26 protein-coding genes and 1 pseudogene are annotated in these 25,581 nt (G+C 68.2%); 11 read left to right on the forward strand and 16 right to left on the reverse strand.

The window, feature by feature from the left end:
• The first annotated feature begins 112 nt into the window (after positions 1–112).
• The 7 genes from N440_RS01305 (at position 113) to N440_RS01335 (ending at position 6,045) form a co-directional block, all read left to right on the forward strand.
• On the forward strand, positions 113–1,273 hold the full coding sequence (locus N440_RS01305; RefSeq protein ID WP_133933851.1) for an MFS transporter: 1,161 nt from the start codon (positions 113–115) through the stop codon (positions 1,271–1,273).
• Between the two features lie 542 nt (positions 1,274–1,815).
• Positions 1,816–2,436: a LemA family protein gene (locus tag N440_RS01310; protein WP_008266893.1), complete on the forward strand. Its 621-nt coding sequence runs from the start codon at positions 1,816–1,818 to the stop codon at positions 2,434–2,436.
• A gap of 3 nt (positions 2,437–2,439) precedes the next feature.
• The gene (locus tag N440_RS01315; protein WP_133933852.1) at positions 2,440–3,324 is read left to right on the forward strand and encodes a TPM domain-containing protein; all 885 of its coding nucleotides are present in this window, start codon (positions 2,440–2,442) and stop codon (positions 3,322–3,324) included.
• Positions 3,324–3,818: a TPM domain-containing protein gene (locus N440_RS01320; RefSeq protein WP_133933853.1), complete on the forward strand. Its 495-nt coding sequence runs from the start codon at positions 3,324–3,326 to the stop codon at positions 3,816–3,818. The genes N440_RS01315 and N440_RS01320 overlap by 1 nt, the downstream gene beginning before the upstream one ends.
• Positions 3,819–3,869: 51 nt before the next feature.
• Entirely contained in the window at positions 3,870–4,757 is an 888-nt protein-coding gene (gene lgt, locus N440_RS01325; protein ID WP_133933854.1) for a prolipoprotein diacylglyceryl transferase, read from the forward strand.
• Positions 4,754–5,548, forward strand: a complete 795-nt coding sequence (locus N440_RS01330; RefSeq protein ID WP_133933855.1) for a thymidylate synthase — start codon at positions 4,754–4,756, stop codon at positions 5,546–5,548. The genes lgt and N440_RS01330 overlap by 4 nt, the downstream gene beginning before the upstream one ends.
• Before the next feature lie 5 nt (positions 5,549–5,553).
• Positions 5,554–6,045, forward strand: a complete 492-nt coding sequence (locus tag N440_RS01335) for a dihydrofolate reductase (RefSeq protein ID WP_133935953.1) — start codon at positions 5,554–5,556, stop codon at positions 6,043–6,045.
• Positions 6,046–6,122: 77 nt separating this feature from the next.
• Here the strand turns inward: N440_RS01335 and N440_RS01340 are convergent, their stop codons facing one another.
• The 10 genes and pseudogenes from N440_RS01340 to N440_RS01385 all read right to left on the reverse strand — a co-directional run bounded on the left by N440_RS01340 (position 6,123) and on the right by N440_RS01385 (position 16,009).
• Positions 6,123–6,776: a DUF1287 domain-containing protein gene (locus tag N440_RS01340; protein ID WP_133933856.1), complete on the reverse strand. Its 654-nt coding sequence runs from the start codon at positions 6,774–6,776 to the stop codon at positions 6,123–6,125.
• Positions 6,773–7,789 carry a symmetrical bis(5'-nucleosyl)-tetraphosphatase gene (locus tag N440_RS01345; protein ID WP_133933857.1) on the reverse strand — a complete coding sequence of 339 codons (1,017 nt, stop codon included), beginning with the start codon at positions 7,787–7,789 and terminating at the stop codon, positions 6,773–6,775. The genes N440_RS01340 and N440_RS01345 overlap by 4 nt, the downstream gene beginning before the upstream one ends.
• Positions 7,790–7,804: 15 nt before the next feature.
• Positions 7,805–8,188: a Co2+/Mg2+ efflux protein ApaG gene (gene apaG / locus N440_RS01350; RefSeq protein ID WP_133933858.1), complete on the reverse strand. Its 384-nt coding sequence runs from the start codon at positions 8,186–8,188 to the stop codon at positions 7,805–7,807.
• A 13-nt stretch (positions 8,189–8,201) separates the two neighbouring features.
• Positions 8,202–9,005, reverse strand: a complete 804-nt coding sequence (rsmA, locus tag N440_RS01355) for a 16S rRNA (adenine(1518)-N(6)/adenine(1519)-N(6))-dimethyltransferase RsmA (RefSeq protein ID WP_133933859.1) — start codon at positions 9,003–9,005, stop codon at positions 8,202–8,204.
• The gene (pdxA, locus tag N440_RS01360; protein WP_133933860.1) at positions 9,002–9,982 is read right to left on the reverse strand and encodes a 4-hydroxythreonine-4-phosphate dehydrogenase PdxA; all 981 of its coding nucleotides are present in this window, start codon (positions 9,980–9,982) and stop codon (positions 9,002–9,004) included. Before pdxA ends, rsmA begins: the two co-directional genes overlap by 4 nt.
• Before the next feature lie 18 nt (positions 9,983–10,000).
• A pseudogene (locus N440_RS01365) lies at positions 10,001–11,329 on the reverse strand (peptidylprolyl isomerase); the annotation flags it as partial.
• Complete coding sequence (gene lptD / locus N440_RS01370) at positions 11,326–13,824, reverse strand: LPS-assembly protein LptD (protein ID WP_133933861.1); 2,499 nt, start codon at positions 13,822–13,824, stop codon at positions 11,326–11,328. The gene lptD and the pseudogene N440_RS01365, both read right to left, overlap by 4 nt.
• 89 nt (positions 13,825–13,913) lie before the next feature.
• The gene (locus N440_RS01375) at positions 13,914–14,852 is read right to left on the reverse strand and encodes a histone deacetylase family protein (protein ID WP_133933862.1); all 939 of its coding nucleotides are present in this window, start codon (positions 14,850–14,852) and stop codon (positions 13,914–13,916) included.
• Between the two features lie 9 nt (positions 14,853–14,861).
• Positions 14,862–15,416 carry a cob(I)yrinic acid a,c-diamide adenosyltransferase gene (locus N440_RS01380; protein ID WP_008265473.1) on the reverse strand — a complete coding sequence of 185 codons (555 nt, stop codon included), beginning with the start codon at positions 15,414–15,416 and terminating at the stop codon, positions 14,862–14,864.
• Positions 15,417–15,424: 8 nt separating this feature from the next.
• Complete coding sequence (locus N440_RS01385; protein WP_133933863.1) at positions 15,425–16,009, reverse strand: hypothetical protein; 585 nt, start codon at positions 16,007–16,009, stop codon at positions 15,425–15,427.
• A 107-nt stretch (positions 16,010–16,116) separates the two neighbouring features.
• On the opposite strand from N440_RS01385, the gene ubiH reads away from it, so the two are divergent.
• The gene (gene ubiH, locus N440_RS01390; RefSeq protein ID WP_133933864.1) at positions 16,117–17,325 is read left to right on the forward strand and encodes a 2-octaprenyl-6-methoxyphenyl hydroxylase; all 1,209 of its coding nucleotides are present in this window, start codon (positions 16,117–16,119) and stop codon (positions 17,323–17,325) included.
• On the forward strand, positions 17,322–18,503 hold the full coding sequence (locus N440_RS01395) for a UbiH/UbiF family hydroxylase (protein ID WP_133933865.1): 1,182 nt from the start codon (positions 17,322–17,324) through the stop codon (positions 18,501–18,503). The genes ubiH and N440_RS01395 overlap by 4 nt, the downstream gene beginning before the upstream one ends.
• A 148-nt stretch (positions 18,504–18,651) precedes the next feature.
• Here N440_RS01395 and N440_RS01400 read toward each other — a convergent pair whose 3' ends face one another.
• The 6 genes from N440_RS01400 to N440_RS01425 form a co-directional block, all read right to left on the reverse strand.
• Positions 18,652–19,047 carry an EF-hand domain-containing protein gene (locus N440_RS01400; RefSeq protein ID WP_133933866.1) on the reverse strand — a complete coding sequence of 132 codons (396 nt, stop codon included), beginning with the start codon at positions 19,045–19,047 and terminating at the stop codon, positions 18,652–18,654.
• A 49-nt stretch (positions 19,048–19,096) separates the two neighbouring features.
• Positions 19,097–20,164, reverse strand: coding sequence for a 23S rRNA (cytidine(2498)-2'-O)-methyltransferase RlmM (gene rlmM / locus N440_RS01405; protein WP_049457325.1), 1,068 nt, complete (start codon positions 20,162–20,164; stop codon positions 19,097–19,099).
• The gene (locus N440_RS01410) at positions 20,148–20,708 is read right to left on the reverse strand and encodes a nucleoside deaminase (RefSeq protein ID WP_004154307.1); all 561 of its coding nucleotides are present in this window, start codon (positions 20,706–20,708) and stop codon (positions 20,148–20,150) included. The genes rlmM and N440_RS01410 overlap by 17 nt, the downstream gene beginning before the upstream one ends.
• Positions 20,709–20,805: 97 nt before the next feature.
• Positions 20,806–21,528: a DUF6348 family protein gene (locus tag N440_RS01415; protein WP_133933867.1), complete on the reverse strand. Its 723-nt coding sequence runs from the start codon at positions 21,526–21,528 to the stop codon at positions 20,806–20,808.
• Positions 21,529–21,577: 49 nt separating this feature from the next.
• The gene (locus tag N440_RS01420) at positions 21,578–22,240 is read right to left on the reverse strand and encodes a hypothetical protein (RefSeq protein ID WP_133933868.1); all 663 of its coding nucleotides are present in this window, start codon (positions 22,238–22,240) and stop codon (positions 21,578–21,580) included.
• Between the two features lie 43 nt (positions 22,241–22,283).
• A complete protein-coding gene (locus tag N440_RS01425) occupies positions 22,284–24,032 on the reverse strand; it encodes a glutamine--tRNA ligase/YqeY domain fusion protein (protein ID WP_133933869.1) in 1,749 nt (582 codons plus the stop codon).
• Between the two features lie 192 nt (positions 24,033–24,224).
• Between N440_RS01425 and N440_RS01430 the strand changes: the two genes are divergently transcribed.
• Positions 24,225–24,488 carry a DUF2007 domain-containing protein gene (locus N440_RS01430; protein ID WP_004154314.1) on the forward strand — a complete coding sequence of 88 codons (264 nt, stop codon included), beginning with the start codon at positions 24,225–24,227 and terminating at the stop codon, positions 24,486–24,488.
• A 30-nt stretch (positions 24,489–24,518) separates the two neighbouring features.
• Positions 24,519–25,184 (forward strand): peptide-methionine (S)-S-oxide reductase MsrA, encoded by a 666-nt coding sequence (gene msrA / locus N440_RS01435; protein WP_133935954.1) that lies wholly within the window; start codon positions 24,519–24,521, stop codon positions 25,182–25,184.
• Positions 25,185–25,581: the final 397 nt, after the last annotated feature.

Consider the following 25,581-nt stretch of genomic DNA (forward strand, 5'->3'; position numbering starts at 1 on the left):
ATCTGTGAAGTGGAGGCAACAGTGTTTCCCCGCCGCGGGGCTTAATCCGGCAGGACGATGCGCGCAGGCTACGCGCTCTCTTCCCAAGGCCTGCCCCACGCAGGAACCCGCCATGAATTCCCGAGCCGCCCTGCTGGCCCTTGCCGTCGGCGCCTTCGCCATCGGTACCACCGAGTTCGCCCCGATGGGCCTGCTCCCGGTCATTGCCGACGGCGTCGGCGTGAACATCCCCACCGCCGGCATGCTGATCACGGCCTACGCGGTGGGCGTGATGCTGGGCGCGCCGGTGATGACCCTGCTGATGGGGCGCTTCGGCAGGCGCACCGCGCTGATGCTGCTGATGTCGATCTTCGTGGTCGGCAACCTGCTGTCGGCGCTGGCCCCGAACTACGGCCTGCTGTTGCTGTCGCGGCTGGTCACCAGCCTCAACCACGGCGCCTTCTTCGGCATCGGCGCGGTGGTTGCCGCGAGCCTGGTGCCGAAGGAAAAGCAGGCTGCCGCCGTGGCCACCATGTTCATGGGCCTGACCATCGCCAACATCGGCGGCGTGCCACTGGCGACCTGGGTCGGCCAGCAGCTGGGCTGGCGGCTGTCCTTTGCCGGCACTGCGGTGCTGGGCCTGGTCGCGATCACCGCGCTGGGCTTCGCGCTGCCGGCGTCGGCCCCCGGGCCCCGTCCGGATGTGCGCCGGGAACTGAAGGCGATCCTGCAGCCGCAGGTGCTGCTGGCGATGGGCACCACGGTGCTCGGTGCCGGTGCGATGTTCACGCTGTACACCTACGTGGCGCCGGTGCTGACCGAGTTGACCGGTGCTTCCAACGCCTTCATTGCGATGTCGCTGGCGCTGATCGGCATCGGCTTCACCTTCGGCAACGGCATCGGCGGGCGCATGGCCGACTGGTCGCTGGATGGCGCCACCCGGATCCTGCTGGCGGTCCTTGCCGTGCTGATGTTCGTGCTGCCGCTGGCCTTCATGAGCCACGCCACGGCGGCGCTGGGTGTACTGCTGTTTGGTGCGGCGACCTTCGCGATCGTGCCGCCGCTGCAGATCCGGGTGATGGAGGCTGCGAGCGAGGCCCCCGGCCTGGCATCGTCGATCAATGTCGGTGCGTTCAACCTCGGCAATGCGGTGGGTGCCGCGCTGGGCGGTGCGGTGATCAGCTCGGGGCTGGGGTATGCGGCGGTGCCGGTGGCCGGTGGGTTGCTGGCGGCATCGGGGTTGCTGCTGGCGTGGCTGGGGCGTCCGCGCGCTGCGGTGGTCGAGGCGTGCTGAGGGCTGTGGGGTCCGGCAGGGCTTGCAGCCCTGCACCCGCTGCAATCAACGTCAACGTCAACGGCAAAAGCCTGCATTCCGTGGGTTGGCGGGGCGGGTCCGGTTGAGGGGGACGCCGTAAACCCATCCATGGGGGCTTGGTCGCGGCATCCATGCCGCTCACACCCCCTCAACCGGACCCACCCCGCCTTCGACAGTTTCCTGTGATCTGTTGGAACCTGCTGCTGATGGTGGGTGCCGACCGTTGGTCGGCACGAATGCCTGAAGAACCGGCTTTTGCTTTTGATTTTTTCTTTTGATCTTCCCGCGGTGCGCAGGAAACCGTATGAGGCCGGGCGGGTGGGCGTGGCGGGGGTATCCGCGCCATGGATGGCGCGGCTAAGGCTCCAGGGACGGATTCACGGCGTCCCCCGCCATGCCCACCCGCCCGGACTACTCAGGCGATCCATGAGCACAACCACCGCGGAGGGGGCGGCGCCCGATGGCCGACCTTCACCCGAACCATGGCATCCTCGGCGCCACGTCCACCCGGAACCTCCGCCATGCGCCTGTTCACTCGTATCCTGCCCCTGATGCTGCTGGCCTCCCTGCTCTCCGGCTGCGGCTACAACGCCATCCAGCAGAAGGATGAAGCGGTCAAGGCCAGCTGGTCGGAGGTCATCAACCAGTACAAGCGCCGCGCCGATCTGGTGCCCAACCTGGTGCAGACCGTGAAGGGCTTCGCCAGCCAGGAAGAACGCGTGCTGACCGAAGTCACCAACGCCCGTTCGCGGGTCGGCCAGATCAACGTCAACGCCGATGACGAAGCCTCGCTCAAGCAGTTCCAGCAGGCCCAGGGCGAACTCGGCAGCGCGCTGTCGCGGCTGCTGGTGGTCACCGAGAACTATCCGCAGCTGAAGTCCGACCAGAACTTCCGCGACCTGCAGGCGCAGCTCGAAGGTACCGAGAACCGGGTCACCGTCGCCCGTGGCCGTTACATCCAGCAGGTGCAGGACTACAACACCTACATCCGCTCATTCCCGCAGGTGATCACCGCCAAGATCTTCGGCTACAAGACCAAGCCGAATTTCACGGTGGACAATGAAGCGCAGATCTCCAGCGCGCCGGCGGTCGATTTCGGCAACGCGCCGCAGCAGCAGCCGGCACCGCAGCCGGGCCACTGACCGATGCGCCTGGCCACTGCGCTGCTGGCCCTGCTGCTGTGGCTGCCGCTGGCGTCGCAGGCGCAGCAGTTGGCGCCGATTCCGGCGCTGGATTCGCCGGTGGTCGATACCACTGGCACGCTGGACGCCACGCAGCAGCAGGCGTTGGTGCAGCAGGCGACTGACCTGCAGCAGCGCAAGGGCAGCCAGCTGCAGGTGCTGGTGGTGCCCACTACCCAGCCGGAGGACATCGCGCAGTACACCACGCGGGTCTTCGACCAATGGCAGATCGGCCGCAAGGGCGTGGATGACGGCGTGCTGCTGGTGGTGGCCAAGGATGACAGACGGGTGCGCATCGAGCCGGGCTACGGCCTGGAGGGCGCGATTCCCGATGCCATCGCCAACCGCGTCATCCAGGAATACCTGGTGCCGCGATTCCGCAGCGGCGACTATGCCGGTGGCATCACCGATGCTACTGCAGTGCTGGTGAAGCTGATCGACGGCGAAGACCTGCCGGCGCCGGTCAGTGGCCAGCGGGGCGGCGAGCCCGACGGCGGTGGCGACACCTGGTTCCTGGCCCTGTTCATCGGCGTGTTTGCCGGCAGCATCCTGCGCGGTGTGTTCTCGCGCGTGCCGCGCCCGCTGCGTGGGCTGCTCGGCGGCGGGGGAGCTGCACTGGCGGCGTTCCTGTTCACCTCCACGCTGCTGGCCAGTGGCCTGGCCGGCATCGTGGGCCTGATCGTGGCGATGTTGTCCGGGCACCCTGGGCGTTTTGCCGGCGGCGGTGGCTGGGGCGGTGGCAGCTGGGGCGGCGGAGGCGGCTTCGGCGGCGGTGGTGGATTCGGTGGTGGTGGCTGGGGCGGCGGCGGTGGCCGTTCCGGCGGCGGCGGCGCATCGGGGGGCTGGTGATGATCCAACGTCTGTGCCGCCATCTGTTCTCGCCGTCGGTACGACGCGCTTTCCCGCCGGCCACGCTGCAGGCGATCACCGAGGCCATCGCCGCCGGTGAGCAGCGCCACGGCGGCCAGGTGATGTTCGCGGTGGAGGCGGACCTGCCGCTGGACGCGCTGTGGCGCAAGGTCACCCCACGCCAGGCCGCCGAACACGCCTTCGCCCGCCTGCGCACCTGGGATACCACCCACAACAACGGCGTGCTGATCTACCTGCTGCTGGCCGATCACGCGATCGAGATCGTCGCTGACCGTGGCCTGCACGGCCGGGTCAGCCCGGCGCAATGGCAGCGGGTCTGCACCCACCTGCGCGAGGGCCTGCGCGGCCCGAACCCGGTCGAGGCGCTGCGCGGCGCCATCGAAGAGGTCTCGACCCTGGTGGAAGGGCACTTTCCGGCCGCGACGCGGTCAGACGATGACGGCCTGCCCAACACCCCGCAGCTCCTTGGTTGAGCCGGGGCGGCACTGGCCCGAGAATAGGCGTTCAACCGCAAGGCACCTTCCATGATCTATTTCCACGACATCGACCCCATCGCCCTCTCGCTGGGGCCGATCAAGGTGCATTGGTACGGCATCATGTACCTGCTCGGCTTCACCGCGGCGTGGCTGCTGGGCCGCAAGCGCATCGCCGACGGGCGCCTGCCGGGCGTTGATGCCAACGGCTTCTCCGACCTGCTGTTCTACGCCATGCTCGGCGTGGTGCTGGGCGGGCGCATCGGCTACATGCTGTTCTACGCGCTGGGCGATTTCCTGCACAACCCGCTGCTGCTGTTCAAGGTGTGGGACGGCGGCATGAGTTTCCACGGCGGCCTGCTGGGCGTGCTCGGCGCTTGCTGGTGGTGGTCGCGCAAGCACGCGCTGCACTTCTTCGACACCATGGATTTCATGGCGCCGCTGGTGCCGCTGGGGCTGGGCTTCGGCCGCATCGGCAACTTCATCGGTGCCGAACTGTGGGGCAAGTACACCGACGGCAGCTGGGGCGTGGTGTTCCCGTCCGGCCTGCCGGCGCCGCTGAACCAGCTCGACCACGCGACCCTGCAGGCGCAGTTCGCCAGCGGCGCGCTGAACCAGTTCGCACGCCATCCTTCGCAGCTGTATGAAGCGTTCCTGGAAGGGCTGGTGATGTTCGTGGTGCTGTGGGTGGTGTCGGCCAAACCGCGCCACCGCTACCTGGTGGGCGGCCTGTTCGCGCTGATGTACGGCCTGTTCCGCTTCGCCGTCGAGTTCGTGCGCATGCCCGACAACGGCGTCTACGTGGCCTTCGACTGGCTGACCCGTGGCCAGATCCTCAGCCTGCCGCTGATCGCCTTCGGCCTGGTGCTGCTGGCGATGTCGCGCCGCGCGCCGGTGCTGCAGCCGCAGCCGATGGTGACCGCCGAGGGCAAGGCATGAAGCCCTACCTGGACCTGCTCTCGCATGTGCTTGAGCACGGCGCCGAAAAGAGCGATCGCACCGGTACCGGCACCCGCAGCGTGTTCGGCTGGCAGATGCGCTTCAACCTCAACGAAGGTTTCCCGCTGGTTACCACCAAGAAGCTGCACCTGCGCTCGATCATCCACGAGCTGCTGTGGTTCCTGAAGGGCGATACCAACATCGGCTACCTGAAGGACAACCAGGTGCGCATCTGGGACGAGTGGGCCGACGAGAACGGCGATCTCGGCCCGGTCTACGGCAAGCAGTGGCGCAGCTGGGCGACCGCCGATGGCGGTGCGATCGACCAGATGCAGTGGCTGGTGGACGAGATCAAGCGCAACCCCGATTCGCGCCGGCTGGTGGTCAGCGCCTGGAACGTGGGCGAGCTTTCGCAGATGGCGCTGATGCCGTGCCACAACCTGTTCCAGTTCTACGTGGTGGACGGCAAGCTCAGCTGCCAGCTGTACCAGCGCAGCGGCGACATCTTCCTCGGCGTGCCGTTCAACATTGCCAGCTATGCGCTGCTGACCCACATGGTGGCGCAGGCCACCGGCCTGGGCGTGGGCGATTTCGTGCATACGCTGGGTGACGCGCACCTGTACTCGAACCATTTCGAGCAGGCCCGCGAGCAGCTGTCGCGTGAACCGCGCGCGCTGCCGACGCTGTGGTTGAACCCGGACGTGACCGACCTGTTCGGTTTCCAGTTCGACGACATCCGCATCGACGGCTACGACCCGCATCCGGCGATCAAGGCACCGGTGGCGGTGTGAGTGCGATGAAGCTGTCGATGATCGTCGCGCTGGACCGCAACCGCGGCATCGGCCAGGGCAATGCCATGCCCTGGCACCTGCCGGATGACTTCAAGCACTTCAAGGCGCTGACCCTCGGCAAGCCGATCCTGATGGGGCGCAAGACCGCCGAATCGATCGGCCGCGTGCTGCCGGGGCGGACCAACCTGGTGCTGACCCGTAGCGGGCAGGTGCCATTTGAAGGCATGCGCGCGGTGGCGTCGCTGGACGAGGCCAAGGCGGTTGCCGAAGGCGAGGGCGCGAGCGAGCTGTGCATCATCGGGGGGGGCGAGATCTTCCGGCAGCTGCTCGACCAGGCCAGTGACCTGTACCTGACCTGGGTGGATGCCGAAGTGCCGGCCGACACCCATTTCCCCGAGGTGGATGCGCACGACTGGCAGGAAGTGAGCGGCGAACCGCACCCGGCTGACGAACGCCACGCCTACGCGTTCCGCTTCGTTCACTACGTTCGCCGCTGACCGCAACGCACCTGTAGAGTCGAGCTTGCTCGACTGCTCTTGGTGGATACACAGGGCATAGTCGAGCAAGCTCGACTCTACGGAGCCGGCATCCGGTAATGCCCGATGATCGCGTGCTGGAACAGCAGGTTCTCTTCGCGGGTGCCGCGCGCGATGTTGTGCAGTACCAGTGGCGTGCCATCGGCCAGCCGCCGGTCGGAGACGATGCCGACGTGCAGCAGGCCATTGCCGTTGAGCTTCCACGCGACGATGTCGCCGGCTGCATAGTCGATGGCGAGGGCGGTGACCGGTTGCTGCCAGCCCTGCCGCTCGAACCAGCGCATCAGGTTGGGTACGCGACGATGATCGATGTTGCGGTCCGGCCGTGACAGGCCCCAGATCGCCGGATAGGCACTGAAATTCCCGCGCATGTCCTCATGCACGCGTGCCTGCAGGTCCAGTCCCAGATCGCGCAGGGCGCGCACCACCACGTCGGTGCAGACACCGCGATCGCGCGCGACGTCACCACCGGGATAGGCGAGCACCTGATAAGCCGGATCGTAGCGGACGGTGACGTCGATCTGTGCACGTGCGGCGGCCACCAGCGGCGGCGAGGGCGGCTGCGGTGGTGCCGGCGTGGCTGCGGCGTCCTGCGCGGCCGTGGGAGCAGGGGGCGAACCGGGCTGGCAGCCGCTGGCCAGCGCCAGCGTCAGCAGCAGCACCGTCCCTGGTGCCCGGCCCGGTCGCATCATGCCTGCGGCGGTGCGCCGTTGTTGCCGGGGCCTGCGGAGCCACCACCACCGCCCCGACGGCGACGACGACGCGGGCCGCGGGTGCCCGGGTTGGCAGCAGGTGTGCTGCTGCCCTGTTCCTTGCCCTGTGCCGAAGCGGCAGGACGCTCGTGTGCCGGTCGCGCCGGCGGACGGGCGTTGGCAACGGGGGCCGGCACATCGCGGCCCGGCACCTGCACCACGCGCAGCTCATCGGTATCGAGCTGCAGCGCGGTCAGCTTCCCGCCCCACACCGCACCGGTGTCGATGGCGTGCACGCCCTGGGTGATGGTCAGGCCCAGCGCGGACCAGTGGCCGCAGACGACCTTCAGGTCGCGCTCGACCCGGCCCGGCACTTCGAACCAGGGGTACAACCCCTGTTCCTGGGTGCCCGGCGTGCCCTTGTCCTCGATGCCGATGCGCCCACGCGGGGTGCAGTAGCGCATGCGGGTCAGCACATTGATGATCGCGCGCGAGCGGTCATAGCCGGACAGGTTGGGTGCCCAGCTCGGCTTGTCGCCGTACATGTTGCGGAACAGCTTGCGGTAGCCGGCGCCGTGCAACTGCGCCTCGACTTCGGCCGCATGTTTCTCGGCCATCTGCGTGGTCCACTTCGGCGCCAGGCCGGCATGCACCATCATCCAGCCCAGCTCGCGGTCCACGTGCACCAGCTTCTGCAGGCGCAGCCAGTCCAGCAGTTCGTCGCGGTCCTCGGCCTGCACGATGCGCAGCAGGTCCGGGTTGACCTTGCGCTGCTCCTCTTCGGTACGCGCACCGACGGCCAGCAGCGAAAGATCATGGTTGCCCAGCACCACCACGCTGTGCTCGCGCAGCGAGTGCACCAGCCGCAGCGTTTCCAGTGACTGGCCACCGCGGTTGACCAGATCGCCGCAGAACCACAGGGTGTCCTGCGCCGGGTCGAAGCGGATCTTCTCCAGCAGTCGCTGGGTGACGTCATAGCAGCCCTGCAGGTCGCCGATCGCCCACACACTCATCGTTCGGCCTCCTTGTCAGTGCAGGGTACGCGGGATGGCCAGCACGAACGGTGCGACCGGCGCGGCGAATTCGGTGCCATCGTCGGCAACCATGTCGTAGTGTCCCTGCATGGTGCCGTGATCGGTCCCCAGCATGACACCGGAGGTGTAACGGAAGTCTTCACCGGGGCGCAGCCGCGGCTGCTCGCCGATCACCCCGTCGCCATCGACATGCTCGACGCGGCCATTGGCATCGGTGATACGCCAATGGCGTGCGACCAGGCGTGCGGCCACCCGTCCCTGGTTGTGGATGCGGATCGTATAGGCGAACGCAAAGCGACCGTCTTCCGGTGCGGACTGATCGTCGAGGAAGCGCGGCGCGACTTCGACGGAGATGGCATAAACGTCAGCGTCTTCCATACCGGCAGTGTAATCAGGAGGCATTGGCCAGAGCGACGAATTCGGCCACGTCCAGCTGTTCGGCGCGGGCATCGGGACGCACGCCGGCGGCGATGAACTGCTCGGCGGACACCACGTTGTTGAGCGCATTGCGCAGGGTCTTGCGGCGCTGCCCGAAGGCGGCCTTGACCACCTCGGCAAAGCGCCTGTGATCGTTGATGCCGATGCTGGCCGGATCGCGCGGCACCAGCCGCACCACGGCGGAATCAACCTTCGGCGGCGGCCGGAAGGCGCCCGGCGGCACCACGAACAGCGAGGTCACCTGGCAGTACGCCTGCAGCATCACGCTGAGGCGGCCATAGACCTTGCTGCCGGGGCCGGCGGCCATGCGGTCGACCACTTCCTTCTGCAGCATGAAGTGCATGTCGCGGACCACTGCGGCATGTTCCAGCGCATGGAACAGGATGGGCGAGGAGATGTTGTAGGGCAGGTTGCCGACCAGGCGGATCGGCTGGCCGGCGGCCAGCTCGGTGAAGTCCACGCGCAGCACGTCGCGATGGACGATGGTCAGCTCGCCCAGCGGCTCGGCGGCGGCGGTCAGCGGCGCGATCAGGTCGCGGTCGAACTCGATCACCGTCAGCTTCGGATGCACGCGCAGCAGCGGCAGCGTGATCGCGCCCTGGCCGGGACCGATCTCGACCAGGCGGTCGCCGTCTTTCGGATTGACCGCCATCACGATCTTGTCGATGTAGTGGCGATCGGCCAGGAAATGCTGGCCAAGCTGCTTCTTGGCCGGGGCGGTGAACACCGGGCCGGAGGGGGAATGCGGGGAATTCATGCGCTCAGTGTACGTTGCCGCGCCAGCTGCGCACACAGCGTCGTTGCCGCCTGCAGGCTGGAGGGATCGGCGATGCCGCGGCCGGCCAGATCCAGCGCGGTGCCATGGTCCACCGCCACGCGCGGATAGGGCAGGCCCAGGGTCAGGTTCACGGCCTGTTCGAAGCCCGAGTACTTCAGCACCGGCAGGCCCTGGTCGTGATACATGGCCAGTACGGTGTCGAAGCCGGCCAGCTTGGCCGGCAGGAAAGCGGTGTCGGCCGGCAGCGGCCCGACCAGGTCCATGCCTTCGGCGCGCAGGCGCTGCAGCAGCGGGATCACCAGGTCCAGTTCCTCGCGGCCCAGATGGCCGTCTTCACCGGCGTGCGGGTTCAGGCCGAGCACGGCAATGCGCGGTGCAGGCACGGCGAACTCGCGCCGCAGCGCGGCATGCACGGTGCGCAGGGTGTGTTCCAGGCCGGGCGTGGTGATCGCATCGGCCACCTCGCGCAGCGGCAGGTGGGTGGTGGCCAGGGCCACGCGCACGATGTGGTTGGCCAGCATCATCACCACCTTCACCCCGGCCTGGTCGGCCAGCAGTTCGGTGGTGCCGCTGTAGGCGATGCCGCCTTCGTTGATGACCGCCTTGTGCACCGGGCCGGTGACCACGCCGTGCAGCTCGCCGCTGAGGCAGGCCTGGCCGGCGCCGAGAAGCGCGTCGATGACCGCCCCCGCGTTGGCCGGATCAGCCTGGCCAAACCGGCTGGGCACGGCATTGGCAACCACGCGCAGGCGCAGATCACCCGGGACGCACGCTTCGGCGTCCTCGGGCAGCAGTTGCAGGGGCAGGTTCAGCGCGGCTGCAGCCGCGCGCAGGGTGTCCGGGTCGGCGAAGGCCAGCAGCCGGCTGTCTTCACGCGGCTGCTGGGCAAGTCGGACGCACAGTTCCGGGCCGATCCCGGCGGGCTCGCCCGGTACCAGAGCGAGCTCGGGGCGCATCGGTCAGGACTGCGGCGGCGTGGCGGTGTTTTCCGCGCGGTCGCCGCTGCGGAAGCTGACGTAGGCTTCGCCACGCAGTTCCTGCAGGAAGCGGTTGTACTCGTCTTCCAGCTTGCGGCGGCCGATGGTCTCGCGGACCTGGGCACGCTGGTTGTCGTTGGTCACGTCGGTCTGGCGGGTGGCCACGCGCTGCACGATGTGCCAGCCGGCATCGGTACGGAACGGCTGGCTGACGCCACCGTCCTGGAGGCCGGAGACCTGCTGGCCGAACGCCGGACCGAACGCATCGGCCGGGAACCAGCCCAGATCGCCGCCCTGGCCCTTGCTGTTGTTGTCCTCGGAAGACTCCTTGGCCACGGTCTCGAAGTCCGCGCCACCGGCGATGCGGGCACGCAGGGTATCGATCTTGGCTTTGGCGGCCGCGTCGGTCTGGTGGTCGTCCACGCGTACCAGGATGTGGCGGCCGTGGTACTCGGTGACCGTATTCGCACCGGCCGTGGCACTGGCATCACGCACGTCCACCAGCTTCAGCAGCTGGAAGCCGCTCGGGCCGCGGATCGGGCCGACCACTTCACCGGGCTTCATCTTTTCCATCATCTGCGCGAACGCCTGCGGAATTTCATCCAGGCTGCGCCAGCCCAGGTCGCCGCCTTCCAGCGCGTTGGGGCTGTCCGAATAGCGGACGGCGGCGGCGTTGAAGTCCAGCTCGCCCTTGTCCAGCAGGGCCTTCACACCGTCGGCCTTCTTCTGGCCGGTGGCGATCTGGTCGGCGTTGGCGCCGTCGGGCAGGGCCACCAGGATGTGCGCCAGGTGGTACTGGTTGCCCACCGTGGCCTGCTGTTTCAGCGCGGCATCGACTTCACCCTCGCTGACGCTGATGCGGCTCTGCGCGAAGCTCTGGCGCAGGCGCTGCACGGTGATCTCGTCGCGCACCGACGCCCGGAAGTCGTTGAAGTCGATACCGTCATGGGCCAGGCGCTGGCGCAGGGCGTCCAGCGTCGAGCCGTTCTGCTGGGCGATGGCATTCATCGCCTGGTTCAGCTCCTGGTCGCCGACCCGGATGCCGCTGCTCTGGGCGCGGGCGACCTGCAGCTTGACCAGCACCAGGCGCTCGAGCACCTGGCGGCTGAGCACGTCTTCCGGCGGCAGCTGGTTTTCGCGGCCGGCGTACTGCGCCTTGATGTTGGCGATCGCACGCTGGAGCTCGCTCTGCAGGATCACGTCCTCATCGACGACGGCGGCGATGCGGTCAAGCGGCTGCGCCTCCTGGGCAAGCACCTGCAGGGGGGCGGACACGCTGGACACCGCCAGCAGCGAGGCGAGAAGAACGGGGAAGCGCTTGGTCATGGGATCAGATTCGGATCGTAGTCATCCCGGGTCGCCCCGGTGTTGCTGGGCGGCACGAGATAGAGGTCGTCGCGGTTGTAGCCGAGGATAGCACGGCGCAGAGTACGGTCCGTATCCTGGCCGATGGAGCTCAGGCCCTTGAGCACGAACTCAAGCTGGATGGCATTGTTCATGTCGCCTTCGCGGTTGCGCACGTAGCGGCGGGCCACGGCGCGCACGGCCAGGCAGCAGCTGTCCCACTGCACGCCGGCGATGATTTCCAGCGGTTCCTTGTCCTGCAGGGAGTAGTAGTAGCGGCCCACCAGGCTCCAGCGCGCATTCAGCGGGTACAGGAACGACAGGTCGGCCTGCTCCAGCAGGGTCCGGTCATGCTTGTTGGCGCTGGCCGGGGCACCGGCATTGATGCGATAGCGGTAACTGAGGTTGACCACGCCATCGTTGGGCATCAGGTAGCGGGCACGGACGCTGGCCAGATCCTCGCGCTTGTACTTCGGGTCCCACTGGTAGGTGGCGCCCAGGGTCCAGCGGTCGTTGATCATGTAGTTGCCGTCGGCGATCCAGGCCGACTTGCCCTTTTCCACCGGCGCGCCGCCCGGGAGCGTCACCCGCGACTCGTCGAAGTACTGGATCTGGCCGATGGCCGCCGAGAACCGTTCCTTGCCGGTGGTCTGGTCGATGAAGCGGGTGCCCAGGGCCAGGGTCAGCTGGTTGGCATCGTTCTGGCGATCGGCGCCGGTATAGCGCGAATCGCGGAACAGCTGGCCCCAGCTGAAGGTGAAATCACGGGTATCGAAGATCGGCAGCTCGTCCTGGTTGCGGTACGGCGTGCGCAGGTAGAACAGGCGCGGTTCCAGGGTCTGCAGGAACGACTTGCCACCGATCCTGGTCTCGCGATCGAAGAACAGGCCGGCATCGAGGCTGGCGATCGGCAGGCTGCGGCTGGGCGAGGTATTGCCACGCAGCTGTTCCGGCGTGGCGGTGGTCGGATCGATGCCCTGCGAACGCAGGATCTGCCCACGGATGCCATTGACGCCGTCCACCAGGCTGCGGTCCAGCTGGTAGGCGGTGTAGCGATAGGCCAGGGTGGGGGTGACGTACCAGGCCGCGCCGCTGATCGGGAACGACACGTACGGCTTCACGTCCAGGCGCGAGCCACCGCTGACGCCCACGCCGGATCGCTGCTGGAGGCCATTGCGCGTGTACTGCAGGTCCGGGCCGGCACTGGCGTCGTACTTGTAGTTGATGTCGTCGTGGGTGAAACGCACCGCTTCGGCGTAGACGCCCGCGTCCAGCCACGGCAGCACCGGCTTGTCCCAGTTGAGGAACAGGCGCGGCTGACGGTTGTAGGCCAGGGCGCTTTCGTTGAGGGTGTAGTCGGTCAGCTGCCAGCGGTCGGCCATGATCCCGGCCGTCCAGTTCTGGCCGGTGCCATACAGGCCCACGGTGCTCTGCAGGTTCGAGGCCGTCACGCCGACAAGGCGGTTGGCGAAGTCCTCGACATAGCGCTCGTCGCTGACCCAGGCCAGGTTGGCGCGGGCCTGCCAGTGCTCATCCAGGTTGTGATATCCGGTGAACATCACCCGGCCGCGGTCGCGGTCGCGCAGCTTGTCGTTCGGGATGAACGCGGTCAGCAGCTCGCCACGGCCGCCGTTGTAGAGGTAGCGGAACTCGTTGTCGAGCAGCAGCCCGCGCCGGCTCATGTAGCGCGGCGTCAACGTATCGTCGTAGTTCGGCGCCAGATTGAAATAGATCGGCTGCGCGTAGTCGAAGCCGTTGCGGCCGGACATGCCCAGCTGCGGGAACAGCAGGCCGGTCTTGCGGCGGTCATCGATCGGGAACTTGAAGTACGGCGCCCACAGGACCGGCACGTTGCCGATACGCAGTACGGCGTTGCGGGCCGTGCCGAAGCCCTCGTCGTTGTCCACCTCGATCTGCGGCGCGGACAGCTTCCAGACCGGCTGCGAAGGATCACAGGTGGTGTAGGTCGAGCGGTGCATCTGGCCGACCGCGCCCTGCAGGTCGACCGACTCGGCATCGCCGTTGCCACGGCGCGACACCAGCTGGTACTTGATGTCGGAAATCTTGTGGGTGTCGCTTTCCTGGTTGCCTTCGGCACGCTTGGCGATCATCCGGATCGACCCGTCCTGGTAACGGACATTGCCGTCGGCGATGTAGTTGCCGGTCTCGGTATCGAAGCTGAGCTTGTCGGTGCCGACGAACTGATCACCGCGGCGCAGCGCCACGTTGCCCTCGTACTGCGGCACGGTGGTGGTGCCCAGCAGCTGGTCGCCCTCGATGTCGGTCGACTGCTGCTCGCGGGCGGCCGCGGCGGCGGCCTTGTCCTGGCCGGGGACCGGGGTGGGGGCGTCGGTGAACGCGGGAATCACGTCGGTAGCCGGGCACAGGCCCCAGTTGAGCGGCTTGTCGTCGGCCATCGCCGGCAGGCTGATGGCGATGCTCAGAGGCAGGGGAAGCAGTCGGAGGGCTCGGCGCACGCGGTTCGGATTCGGGCGAAAACGGACGGTAGCTTGCCCCATCCCTTGCATAGGGGCAATGAAGGGCGGTGGAGACTGCCGGTTCGGGTTCATCCGGCAACGGTACCACCGGCGCCTGAAATCAGGGTCCGGACATGCGCCACGCTGCACTCGGCCAGTGCCTGCAGGTCGTAGCCACCCTCCAGCATCGAGACCACCCGGCCGGCCGCGTGACGGCGTGCCAACGCATGCAGCTCGCCGGTGATCCAGGCGAAATCGTCGGTCTCCAGCATCAGATCGGCCTGCGGGTCACGCAGGTGCGCATCGAAGCCGGCCGAGATCAACAGCAGCTGCGGGCGGAAGTCATCGATGGCCGGCAGCATTTCGTCGGCCCAGACATTGCGGAAGCGGAATCCGCCACTTCCGGGCGGCAGCAGGATGTTCATCAGGTTGCCGGCACCGCGGTCGCGGCGCAGCCCCGAGTTGGGAAACAGCCCGGCCTGGTGGGTGCTGTAGTACGAAACCCGGGCATCGTGCTGGAAGATGTCCTGGGTGCCGTTGCCGTGGTGCACGTCGAAGTCGACCACGGCGATCCGTTCCAGGCCGTGGCGGTCGCGGGCGTAGGCAGCGGCAATGGCGATGTTGTTGAGCAGGCAGAAGCCCATCGCGGTACTGCTGGTGGCGTGGTGGCCCGGGGGCCGCACCGCGCAGAAGGCCAGCGGATCCTCGCCGAGCATCACCGCATCGACCGCGGCCACACCGGCGCCAGCGGCATGCACGGCGGCGCTGGCCGATCCCGGCGAGGTCCAGGTGTCCATGTCCAGCTGGCGCAGCGGGGCGGTCTGGGGCTGCAGCACGACGTCGAGCAGGGCGCTGTCGTGCACGCGGGTCAGTTCGCCGAACTTGGCCGGAGGGGCTTCGCGCCACTGCAGCTGGCCGGGGAAGGCCGCATGCAGGGCATCGAGCACATGCTGCAGGCGCTGCGGGCATTCGGGGTGCCCGGGGCCGGGGTCATGCAGCAGGCAGGACGGATGGGTATAGACCAGCATCGTGCCGACTCAGCGCTGGCGCTGCTGTGGCTGCCACAGCGCCTCGCCGTGGCCATCGGCACGGGCCAGCACCCGGGCCAGCACGAACAGCAGGTCCGACAGCCGGTTGAGGTACTGCAGCGCCTCGCTGCGCACCGCCTCGCGGCGGGCCAGCGCGACGGTCTCGCGCTCGGCACGGCGGACGATGGTGCGCGCCAGGTGGCAGCGCGCGGCGGCTTCGCCCCCGGCCGGCAGGATGAATTCCTTCAGCATCGGCAGGCCGGCGTTGTAGTGGTCCAGCTGCTGTTCCAGCGCCGAGACATCGGCGGCATGGATCGCGGCGTGGCCGGGGATGCACAGCTCGGCACCCAGGTCGAACAACTGGTGCTGCAGGTGCACGACCAGCGCTCGCACGTCCTCCGGCAGCGGCGCCGCCAGCAGCAGGCCGAGCGCCGCATTGGCCTCGTCGACCGTGCCGAAGGAGGCAACGCGCGCGTCATCCTTGGCCACGCGCTGGCCGTCGCCGAGGCCGGTGCTGCCGTCGTCGCCGGTGCGGGTGTAGATGCGCGAGAGGCGATGGCCCATGGCGCGGCTCAGTGGCGGATGTCGCGGCGGGCCTGCTGGAGCTTCAGGACCTGCTCCACGGCCAGTTGCAGGGCGGCGGCCAGCGCCACGTAGATTGCGGTGGTGCGCAGGTACGGCCCGAACCACTGCGCGTAGTTCTGCGCCCAGCCGGTCAGGGTCGGTTCGGCCACGTTGCGGCTGGTCCAGTAGAAGCCGCCCTGCGCCAGCAGATGGCAGACCGCCACCGAGGCGACCAGCAGCAGCGCGCCCTTGGCCAGCACAGGCCAGCGCGCGCCCTGATAGTTGCGGCCCAGCAGCATGCCGCCGGCCCACAGCGAGAAATACGCAGGCAGCAGCAGCCAGTAGCCCGGCGACACGCAGTAGTGCTGCCAGAAATCCAGGCCGCTGCTGCGGATCACGATCCAGTCGACCAGCACCGCGAACACCATCAGCAGCGGGAACGCCCAGCGCGTCCAGCGCGCCAGATAGAAGCCGCCGATGAAGAACACGGCCCAGGACGCATCGGGAATGGCCGCGAAGTGATTGACCCGGGTCGCCGCCAGCAGCAGTACAAGCACGGACAGGACGAAGGCGCGGTTGGCAGTGTCGGACATGGTGGGGGCCCGGGGCGGATTCAGGTTTCATTCTAGCCCGCCGCACGGGATGGCGCTGGCGTAGTCCCGTTCGACGTACAGTCGGGACGAGCGCGTATCATGAACGCATGAGTGAACGACATGACGTGCTGATCGTCGGAGGCGGCCTGGTCGGCGCCAGCCTGGCCATTGCCCTGGAGCGCCTGGGCCGCGATGTGGGCCTGCTCGAGGCCAGTCCCGCCGGTGAACTGCCGGCGGTGTTCGACCAGCGCAACCTCAGTTTCGCTGCGGCCACGGTCAACGCGCTGACCGCACTGGGCGTGATGCAGAAGCTGGCGATGGCTCCGGGCCCGATCCGCCGCATCCATGTCAGCCGCGCCGGTGATTTCGGCCGTGTGCAGCTTGACGCCAGTGACTATGACCGGCCCTGGTTCGGCCAGGTGGTGGTTGCGCGCGACTTCGGCCAGGCCTTGGAGGCACGGCTGCAGGAGCTGCCGCGACTGCGCCGTTACCGGCCGATGCGTTTCCTCGGGCTGGGCGGGGTGCTCGATGGTTACCGCCAGGTGCGGGTGGCCGACGAGGCGGGCGAACGCGTGCTGCTGGCCCGGCTGGTGGTCGGTGCCGATGGCACCACCAGTGGCGTGCGCGACGCGCTGGGGATCGAGGTCGACCGCCATGATTTCCAGCAGACGCTGTTTGTCGCCCGCGTGCGCAGCCAGCGCGCGCCGGATGGCACGGCGTGGGAGCGCTTCACCGATACCGGCCCGACCGCGCTGTTGCCGCGCGGCGACCGCCACTTCGGCACCGTGCACGGTGTTGCGCGCGACCAGGCCGACGCGGTGATGGCGCTGGATGATGCCGCCTGGCTGCAGCGGCTGCAGCATGCGATCGGCTGGCGTGCTGGGCGCCTGCTCGACTCCGGCCCGCGCAGTGCGTATCCGCTGATCCAGGTGCTGGCGCGCGCGCTGGCCGGTGAGCGCAGCGTGCTGCTCGGCAACGCCGCACAGACCATCCACCCGTTGGGCGCACAGGGCTTCAACCTGGGCCTGCGCGATGCGCTGACCCTGGCTGAACTGCTGGAGGATGCGAACGAGGACGCCGGCAGTGACGCGTTGCTGCAGGCCTATGTCGCGCGTCGTGAGGAGGACCGCCGGCAGACGGTGGCGTTCTCCGGTGGCCTGGCGCGGCTGACCAGCAATCCGGCACCGCTGATGCGACCGCTGCGCAGCCTCGGCCTGGTCGCCGCGCAACGTGCCTCGGTGCAGTCGATGCTGGTCGGTGGCGCGATGGGCTTCCGCGGCGAGGTGCCGCGCCTGTGCCGTGGAGAAGCCGCATGAACCGGCGCGCGCGACTGGACGTGGCGATCGTCGGCGGCGGCGTGGTGGGCGCGGCCTGCGCGTTGGCACTGGCCGATGCCGGGCTCTCGGTCGCACTGGTGGAAGGGCGCGAACCGGCGCCCTGGCAGGCCGCGCAGCCGGACCTGCGGGTGTTTGCCTTCGCCGCTGACAATGTGCAGCTGTTGAACCGGCTGGGGGTGTGGCCGGCGATTGCCCAGGCCCGCGCCTGGCCCTACCGGCGCATGCAGGTGTGGGATGCGGCGGGTGGCGAGGATCTGTTGTTCGACGCGGACCGCTTCGGTCGGCGCGAGCTCGGCTACATCGTCGAAAACGGGCTGCTGCAGGATCGCCTGTGGGCGGCGCTGCCGGCCGCGGGCGTGCAGCTGCATTGCCCGGCGCGGGTGGAAGCGCTGGAGCAGGACGAGGCCGGCGTGCGCCTGCGCCTGGATGATGGCCGTCGTTTGGAAGCGGCGCTGGCGGTGGCTGCTGACGGCGCCGAATCGACCCTGCGCCAGCTGGCCGGGATCGAGGTCGAGCGGCATGACTACCACCAGCGTGGCGTGGTGGCCTATGTGGACAGCGAGCTGCCGAACCAGGCCACGGCCTGGCAGCGCTTCCTGCCGACCGGGCCGCTGGCGCTGCTGCCGGTGGCCGAGCGCCGCAGTTCGATCGTCTGGACCCTTCCGGAGGAGGAAGCCGCGCGCGTGCTGGCACTGGACGAAGCCGCGTTCAATCGCGAACTGACCCGTGCCTTTGCCGCCCGCCTGGGCGAACTGCGGCTGGCCTCGGCACGGGCGGCATTCCCGCTGCGCCGTCAGCTCGCTCGCCACTATGTCGCCGGTCGCGTGCTGGCGCTGGGCGATGCCGCGCATGTCGTGCATCCGCTGGCTGGGCAGGGCGTGAACCTGGGCCTGCGCGATGTCGCCGCCCTGCAGCAGTGGCTGGCGCCCTCGAGCGAACGACGCGGCCAGCCACGCCTTTCACCGCAGCGGCTGCAGCGCTGGGCCCGCGAACGCCGCAGTGACAATCACATCGCCGCCTACAGCTTCGATGCGATCAACCGTCTGTTCTCCAATGACGAGATGCACCTGACCCTGGCCCGCGGCCGCGCGCTGGGCTGCGTCGGCAAATGGCCGCCGCTGGTGCAGGCATTCTGGAAACGCGCCGCCGGCGTCTGACCGGAGTACCGGCCCCTCTGGTAGGTGCCAACCTTGGTTGGCACGCCTTCGACAGTGTGCCAACCAAGGTTGGCACCCACCGGGAACGGGTCGTGTGCCCGGAGTCAGTAGAACCACGCCATGCGTGGATGACGATCGCGACGGCGGATCAATCCACCAGCCAACCGGCCAGGTCGGTGCGGTCGAGCTTGCCGCGGTGCTTACGGTCCAGCGCGTTGAACTCGTCGGCCAACGCCGGGTTGGCCTGTGCTTCCTCGCGGCTGATGAAGCCATCGCCGTTCACGTCCAGGTCGCTGAAGCGGATGCGGTACTGGCCGACCACGCTGCTCGGTTCCAGCGAACGTACCGTCACCTGCGCTTCGCCGGCCGGCTGTGCAATCTCCACGCTGCCGGTGACCCGGCCAGCGCCCAGCGGTTGCTGGCGGATCGCGCCACCGGTCGGGCCGAGCGGTTGGCTCTGCGCGGGCGTATGCGGCAACTGCTGGGCAAGGGCAGGCGCCGCCGCCAGCAGGGCGATCAGTATCGGAGTCGAGTGGTATCGCATGGTTGCATCCCTCGGTAGCGCCGGGCCATGCCCGGCGGGCACGATGGCCTCAGCGCAGCGGCGAAGCCAGTACGGTGATCTCTTCGCGGTCGTGGTACAGCTGCTTGGCGCGCACCACCAGCGGCTTGCCGGCCTGGTCCTGGAACAGGTCCAGGCACAGCCGGGTCTCGTCCCAGCGCTTCTTCATCGGCAGCTTCAGGTTGAAGATCGCGTGCCGGCACCAGCCTTCGCGGAACCAGGTGGCCATGCGCTCGGCCACGCGGCGCGGCTGCTCGACCATATCGCAGACCATCCAGTCCAGTGGCTGTTCCGGATGCCAGTGGAAGCCATCGGCGCGCAGGTGCTCGACCAGGCCGGTATCCAGCACATGCTGGCGCAGCGGCCCGTTGTCGATGCTCAGCACGTGCATGTGCTGGCGGGTCAGCACCCAGGTCCAGCCGCCCGGTGCAGCACCGAGGTCGGCCGCACGCATGCCGGGTCTGGCCAGAGCCTCGCGTTCTTCCGGCGTCAGCAGGGTCAACAGCGCTTCGTCCAGCTTCAGCGCCGAACGCGAGGGGGCTTCGGGCAGCAGCTTCAGGCGCGGAATGCCCAGCGCCCACGGTGCGCTGTCGGCCGGGTCGGCGATGCAGACGAAGGCGTGGGTGCCATCGACGAACACCACGTGCAGGCGTGGCAGGCGGTTGTTCGGCTTGTCGGTCAGCTTGCCGGCCTTGCGCAGCGCCGGGCGCAGCGCGTTGCCGAAGGCGCGCGCCAGACCGGACAGCGGCTTGCCCGCATCCGAGTCGGGATGCTCCACCCACAGGTCGCCGAAGCGCGGCGCATCGGCCAGCACCTCCAGCATCGGCGTGATGCGGTCGGCCGGATCCAGCTGCGGCAGCTCGGCCAGTACCAGCAGTTTCTGCCGCGCGAAGATCAGCTCGCGCCAGCGCAGGCGCGGTGCCAATGCAGCGGCTTCGTCGCACATGAAAAGCACATAGCCGTCGTTGCGCTGGGTGCGCGCATACCCGGCGAAACCGGCTTCGCCCGCGCGGAACTGCAGCTCGCCGGCCAGCTCGGGCTCGAAGCCCTGCCGGCACAGGCACAGCAGGCCGATGCCGGCCTCAGTAACGGGCGCCATCGCTTTCCCCATAGGCGCGCAGCACGCTGCGTGCGGCGTCGCGGTTCAGGCCCTGCACCACTTCGATGCCGCGCTTGTTGAGCTCGCCCACCCAGTCAGCCGGCAGCGGGCCTTCGTCGAACGGGGTCAGTTCCTCGACGTCGGCCGAGTTGGCGCCGATCAGCAGGCGGTCGATGCCGGCCCACACCGTGGCGCCGTAGCACTGGCAGCACGGCTGCGAGCTGGTGGCCAGGGTGACCGGCGACAGCACCGCGTTCAGGCGCGGGGTCTGCAGGCGCTGCTGGGCCAGCATGTAGGCCATGTTCTCGGCGTGCGCCAGCGAGGTCGCGTGCGGCATCACCCGGTTCACGCCGGCAGCGATCACCTTGTCATCCGGGCCGAACACCACCGCGCCGAACGGGCCGCCACTGGCGTGCTCGACGTTCAGCCGCGACAGCTCGATCGCCAGCGCGACCTTGGCCTCATCGCCGGGATATCGACGATCCAGGTCGATCTGGTCGTGGATCCAGGCGGGAAGGGTCAGGTGGACTTGCGCGTACAGCATCGCGGGGGTGCCTCGTGTGGGATGGAAGAAGGTGCGGTTGCTTGGGAAACCGGCGCGCAGTGTAGCCGCACCGGCCTGTACCGGGTGTGGCGACGGGTCAGCCCGGCGAGCCGGTGCGGATCACCACGTACTGCTTGCGGAACTCCAGGCCGGCCTGTGGCCAGCTGGCGGCATAGGCGCGCAGCAGGGGCAGGGCAGCGGCGAAATCGTGGCCGTTGACCCGGCAATCGGCTTCGCACAGGCCTTCGGCGTCGCGCGAGGCGAACAGGCGGATGGCCAGGAACGGGCGCGCCCTCAGCAGCTCATCGAAGGCGTCCATGCTGCGGGTGAACAGGCAGCACGGGCAGGAACCGTGGTCGTCCTCGCTGCAGCTGGAGGCATCCACCTCCTGTGCGCGGTAGTGCGCCAGCGGCCCCAGCACCACGGTGCGCTGCAGTTCTTCGCCTTCCTCGGCGCCCGGATAGCTCAGGCCCAACATCGGCAGGCCCTGTGCGTCTGCGGCGCCGATGGCGGTCTGCAGTGTCGCCAGGTCCACCCGGATCCAGGTCTGGAAGCCGGACAGCAGCGAGGCCTGTTCGTCGGCACCGTTGGCGTGCTGGTACTCGAACAGGCCGTCGGCGAAGAGCACGGGGTGCTGGGTCTCGATGACGGTAGAGGTCTGCCAGCCACCGTTGTCGCGTTCATTCGCGGCCACTGCATGCGGGGTCAGGCGCAGGCCGCTGTCCAGCAGCAGTGCGCCATCGTCGACGCGGCTGGCGATGCCGGCGCCCTGCAGGACCTGCTGCAGCAGCGGGAGGAGGGCGGTGGAAGTCGTGGTCATGTCAGGCCTGTGGATGGATGGGGTGGAACATCCAGGCCGTGCCTGGGGTCTAGCGATCGATCGCGTCGAGCGCTTCGAGTTCGGCGCGATAGCGCTGCGCGTCGGGCTGCTGCTGCGGATCATTGCCATGCTCGCGCAGCCAGGTGTCCAGCTCGCGGCGATAGTCTTCGCGGAAATTGGCGTTGCCCGGGCTGAAATGCAGCTTGCGTGCGGCCACTTCCACCCGTTCGCGCGCGCTGGCCCGGGCCTGCGCGATGCCGTGCGGTGATTCGTTGGTAAGGATGACGAAGTTGCGCGGGAAGCCCGGGGTGTACTTCACCACGAAGGGCTGGTCGCGCGCGGGAATACGGATCGCGTTCTCCAGCGGCCACAGCGAGGCAGTGTTGGTGTGGAACACCACCTCCACGTCACGGCCCTCGGCGGTACGCAGCACCGCTTCGTAGCGCCAGATGTACTGTTCGTTGAGGGTGGAGTTGGTTTCCTCGGCCTTGACGATCACCGCTTCACCACGCTCGCCCACCACGTTGAGGAAGGCGGCGTTGAGGAAGTGGCCGAGGAAGATGTTGAGCATCGCCAGCGGGAACACCACGATGGCGTAGCCCGGAAAGCGGCGCCACCACGAGACCAGCCCGGCCAGCACCATCGCTGCAAAGAACGTCAGCAGCGGATGCTGCGAGATGAACCAGAGCAGGGCGGACAGGGCGGTGATCATCGTCGCGGGCGAGCGGGCGCCGTGCTGGCGCCCGCGCAGGTCCTCAGGCCGACCAGGTGTCGCGCAGGGTCACGCTGCGGTTGAACACCGGCTTGGCCTCGGTGTGGTCGCGGCGGTCGGCAACGAAGTAGCCGGTACGTTCGAACTGGAACGACTGCTCCGGGGCGGCGCTGGCCGCGGCCGGCTCGACATAGCCGGTGACTGTGCGGCGCGATTCCGGGTTGAGGTAATCGCGGTAGGTCTTGCCTTCCGATTCGTCGTCCGGGTTCGGCACCGAGAACAGGCGGTCGTACAGGCGGATCTCGGCCGGCACGCCATGCACGGCGCTGACCCAATGGATGGTGCCCTTGACCTTGCGGTTGGCGCCTTCCATGCCCGGACGCGATTCCGGATCCAGCCAGCCGCGCAGCTCGGTGATGGTGCCATCGGCATCCTTGATCACTTCGTCGCAGCGGATGATGCCGGCGCCGCGCAGGCGCACTTCGCCACCCGGGACCAGGCGCTTCCAGCCCTTCGGCGGCACTTCGGCGAAATCCTCGCGGTCGATCCACACTTCGCGTGCGAACGGCACCTGGCGGCTGCCGAAGCGCTCGTCCTTCGGATGGTTGCTGAAGGTCAGCTGCTCTTCGTGGCCTTCGGGCAGGTTGGTCAGCACCAGCTTGACCGGGTCGACCACGGCCATGCGGCGCGGCGCGGCGCTGTCCAGGTCTTCGCGCAGCGCGCCTTCCAGCACGCTGAAGTCGATCAGCGAATTCTGCTTGCTGATGCCCACGCGCTCGGCGAACAGGCGCATCGCCGCCGGGGTATAGCCACGGCGGCGCAGGCCCTGCAGGGTCGGCATGCGCGGGTCTTCCCAGCCGTCCACCAGCTGTTCGGTGACCAGCGCCATCAGCTTGCGCTTGCTCATCACCGTGTAGTTGATGTTCAGGCGCGAGAACTCGATCTGGCGCGGCTTGGCGGCTTCGCGCGGCAGGCCGGCGTCGACCAGTGGCTGGGTCAGCGCGTCGTCGTGGGCGAAATCAACGTTGTCCACGCACCAGTCGTACAGCGGGCGGTGGTCTTCGAATTCCAGCGTGCACAACGAGTGGGTGATGCCCTCGATCGAATCGCCCAGCGCGTGCGCGAAGTCGTACATCGGGTAGATCGGCCACGCATTGCCGGTGTTCTGGTGTTCGACATGCTTGATGCGGTACAGCGCCGGATCGCGCAGGTTGATGTTGCCGCTGGCCATGTCGATTCTGGCGCGCAGGGTGCGCGCACCATCCGGGAATTCACCGGCGCGCATGCGGCGGAACAGGTCCAGGTTCTCCTCGACGCTGCGGTCGCGCCACGGCGACGGGCGGCCCGGCTCGGTCAGGGTGCCACGGTAGGCGCGCACTTCCTCGGCCGACAGGTCGCAGACATAGGCCTTGCCCTGCTCGATCAGCTTTTCGGCGGCCAGGTAGTAGGTCTGGAAGTAGTCCGAGGCGTGGCGCAGCTCGTTCCACTCGAAGCCCAGCCAGCGCACGTCGTCCTGGATCGCGGCCACGTACTCCGGGTCTTCCTTGGCCGGGTTGGTGTCGTCGAAACGCAGGTTGCAGACACCGCTGAACTCACCGGCGATGCCGAAGTTCAGGCAGATCGACTTGGCATGGCCGATGTGCAGGTAGCCGTTCGGCTCGGGCGGGAAGCGGGTCTTGATCGCCTGGTGCTTTCCGCTGGCCAGGTCCTCGCGCACGATCTGGCGGATGAAATCGCGCTTTTCGTGGCTGTCGGCGGGGGTCTCGGGGCTGGCGGGGGTGTGCTCGGACATGAGTCTGGGGCGAAAAAGGGCAGAAAGACCAACAGTCTAGCGCGTACGGCGCAGGGCTGCCCGGCGCCGTCCGGGGTTGCCGGCCAGCGGCCGGCACGACCACCCCACCTTCCGGCGCAATGGTCATCCGCCGCCACCGCCACCATTCAGCGCCCGGGCGTATGCTGGACCCCTGCCCCAAGGAGCCGCCGCATGCACATCGTGTACAAGGCCGACAACCTGTTCGACGCCCACCTGGTCAAGCACGCGCTGGAAGACGCCGGCATCCCCGCCTTCGTGTTTGGCGAGCAGCTGCTGGGTGGCATGGGCGAGCTGCCATTGTTCGGCGTACTGCGGGTCGGCATCCCGGATGCGGCGCGGCCGCAGGCCGAGGACATCGTGGCCTCGCTGGACTTGGGCCACGCGCCGGACGACCCCATTTCAGATGCAGACGACATTGCCGGCCTTCCGGCGTAGGAGCGCATCATGTTGGGAATTGGCCAGGGCATCCTCGGCATCGGGGCCTTCAAGCAGCGCCTGCCGCGCCCGGAAGAAGCGCTGCCGGGGCGCGAGCAGCCGCTGCCGCTGCACAGCAACCAGCACTTCGTGAACAGTCATCCGCTGAAGGACCGTTTCGCCGGCCTGCAGCAGATCCGCTTCGCGCTGGGCTGCTTCTGGGGCGCCGAACGCAAGTTCTGGAACGAGCCGGGCGTGTACAGCACGTCCGTGGGTTACGCCGGTGGCATCACCCCGAACCCGACCTATGAAGAGGTGTGTTCGGGCCTGACCGGCCACACCGAAGTGGTGCAGGTGGTGTTCGATCCGGCGGTGGTGAGCCTGGAGCGGCTGCTGCAGCTGTTCTGGGAAAGCCACGACCCGACCCAGGGCATGCGCCAGGGCAACGACACCGGCACCCAGTACCGCTCGGCGATCCACGCCACCGACGAGGCCCAATACGCCGCCGCGCTGGCCAGTCGCGAGGCCTACCAGGCGCAGCTGGATGCGGCCGGCTACGGCGCGATCACCACCGAGATCGTGTACCCGGCACCAACGTACTACTACGCCGAGGATTATCACCAGCAGTACCTGGCGAAGAATCCGAACGGTTACTGCGGCATTGGTGGCACGGGGGTGAGCTGCCCGATCGGGCTGGATGTGGAGGGGCCGCGCTGACGCGCGGTGGTCCGCCTGCGGCGGGCAGAATCTACTGCAGAAGCCAAAGCCAAAGCGGCTCTGGGTGGTTGTGAGTTGGGCGGGACGGGTGCAGATGGCGGGACACGCCGTAAACCCGTCCTTGGGGGCTCGGCCACGGCATCCATGCCGTGGACGGTCCCGCCATCTGCACCCGTCCCGCCTCCGATCATTTCCCGGTGACGGTGGGCAAGAGCATGGGTTACTGACGAACTGAAGGAAAACAAAAGGACGCGGCCTTCGCCGCGTCCTTTTGTTTGTATGCAGTGCTCCGTAGAGTCGAGCTTGCTCGACTGCGAGCAAGCGCAGCGCGCGACCCGCTGTTGCTCTTCTTTCTTTCTTACGTGGCGGGCGGCCGCCGGAAACTGTCAGAGGGCGG

The sequence above is a fragment of the Stenotrophomonas sp. CC22-02 genome, assembly GCF_004365115.1.
Lineage (GTDB): Bacteria > Pseudomonadota > Gammaproteobacteria > Xanthomonadales > Xanthomonadaceae > Stenotrophomonas > Stenotrophomonas forensis.

Coding starts and splice junctions, on each gene's coding strand:
- N440_RS01305 (WP_133933851.1), top strand. CDS start 113: ATGAATTCCCGAGCCGCCCTGCTGGCCCTTGCCGTCGGCGCCTTCGCC.
- N440_RS01310 (WP_008266893.1), top strand. CDS start 1,816: ATGCGCCTGTTCACTCGTATCCTGCCCCTGATGCTGCTGGCCTCCCTG.
- N440_RS01315 (WP_133933852.1), top strand. CDS start 2,440: ATGCGCCTGGCCACTGCGCTGCTGGCCCTGCTGCTGTGGCTGCCGCTG.
- N440_RS01320 (WP_133933853.1), top strand. CDS start 3,324: ATGATCCAACGTCTGTGCCGCCATCTGTTCTCGCCGTCGGTACGACGC.
- lgt (WP_133933854.1), top strand. CDS start 3,870: ATGATCTATTTCCACGACATCGACCCCATCGCCCTCTCGCTGGGGCCG.
- N440_RS01330 (WP_133933855.1), top strand. CDS start 4,754: ATGAAGCCCTACCTGGACCTGCTCTCGCATGTGCTTGAGCACGGCGCC.
- N440_RS01335 (WP_133935953.1), top strand. CDS start 5,554: ATGAAGCTGTCGATGATCGTCGCGCTGGACCGCAACCGCGGCATCGGC.
- N440_RS01340 (WP_133933856.1), bottom strand. CDS start 6,776: ATGATGCGACCGGGCCGGGCACCAGGGACGGTGCTGCTGCTGACGCTG.
- N440_RS01345 (WP_133933857.1), bottom strand. CDS start 7,789: ATGAGTGTGTGGGCGATCGGCGACCTGCAGGGCTGCTATGACGTCACC.
- apaG (WP_133933858.1), bottom strand. CDS start 8,188: ATGGAAGACGCTGACGTTTATGCCATCTCCGTCGAAGTCGCGCCGCGC.
- rsmA (WP_133933859.1), bottom strand. CDS start 9,005: ATGAATTCCCCGCATTCCCCCTCCGGCCCGGTGTTCACCGCCCCGGCC.
- pdxA (WP_133933860.1), bottom strand. CDS start 9,982: ATGCGCCCCGAGCTCGCTCTGGTACCGGGCGAGCCCGCCGGGATCGGC.
- N440_RS01375 (WP_133933862.1), bottom strand. CDS start 14,852: ATGCTGGTCTATACCCATCCGTCCTGCCTGCTGCATGACCCCGGCCCC.
- N440_RS01380 (WP_008265473.1), bottom strand. CDS start 15,416: ATGGGCCATCGCCTCTCGCGCATCTACACCCGCACCGGCGACGACGGC.
- N440_RS01385 (WP_133933863.1), bottom strand. CDS start 16,009: ATGTCCGACACTGCCAACCGCGCCTTCGTCCTGTCCGTGCTTGTACTG.
- ubiH (WP_133933864.1), top strand. CDS start 16,117: ATGAGTGAACGACATGACGTGCTGATCGTCGGAGGCGGCCTGGTCGGC.
- N440_RS01395 (WP_133933865.1), top strand. CDS start 17,322: ATGAACCGGCGCGCGCGACTGGACGTGGCGATCGTCGGCGGCGGCGTG.
- N440_RS01400 (WP_133933866.1), bottom strand. CDS start 19,047: ATGCGATACCACTCGACTCCGATACTGATCGCCCTGCTGGCGGCGGCG.
- rlmM (WP_049457325.1), bottom strand. CDS start 20,164: ATGGCGCCCGTTACTGAGGCCGGCATCGGCCTGCTGTGCCTGTGCCGG.
- N440_RS01410 (WP_004154307.1), bottom strand. CDS start 20,708: ATGCTGTACGCGCAAGTCCACCTGACCCTTCCCGCCTGGATCCACGAC.
- N440_RS01415 (WP_133933867.1), bottom strand. CDS start 21,528: ATGACCACGACTTCCACCGCCCTCCTCCCGCTGCTGCAGCAGGTCCTG.
- N440_RS01420 (WP_133933868.1), bottom strand. CDS start 22,240: ATGATCACCGCCCTGTCCGCCCTGCTCTGGTTCATCTCGCAGCATCCG.
- N440_RS01425 (WP_133933869.1), bottom strand. CDS start 24,032: ATGTCCGAGCACACCCCCGCCAGCCCCGAGACCCCCGCCGACAGCCAC.
- N440_RS01430 (WP_004154314.1), top strand. CDS start 24,225: ATGCACATCGTGTACAAGGCCGACAACCTGTTCGACGCCCACCTGGTC.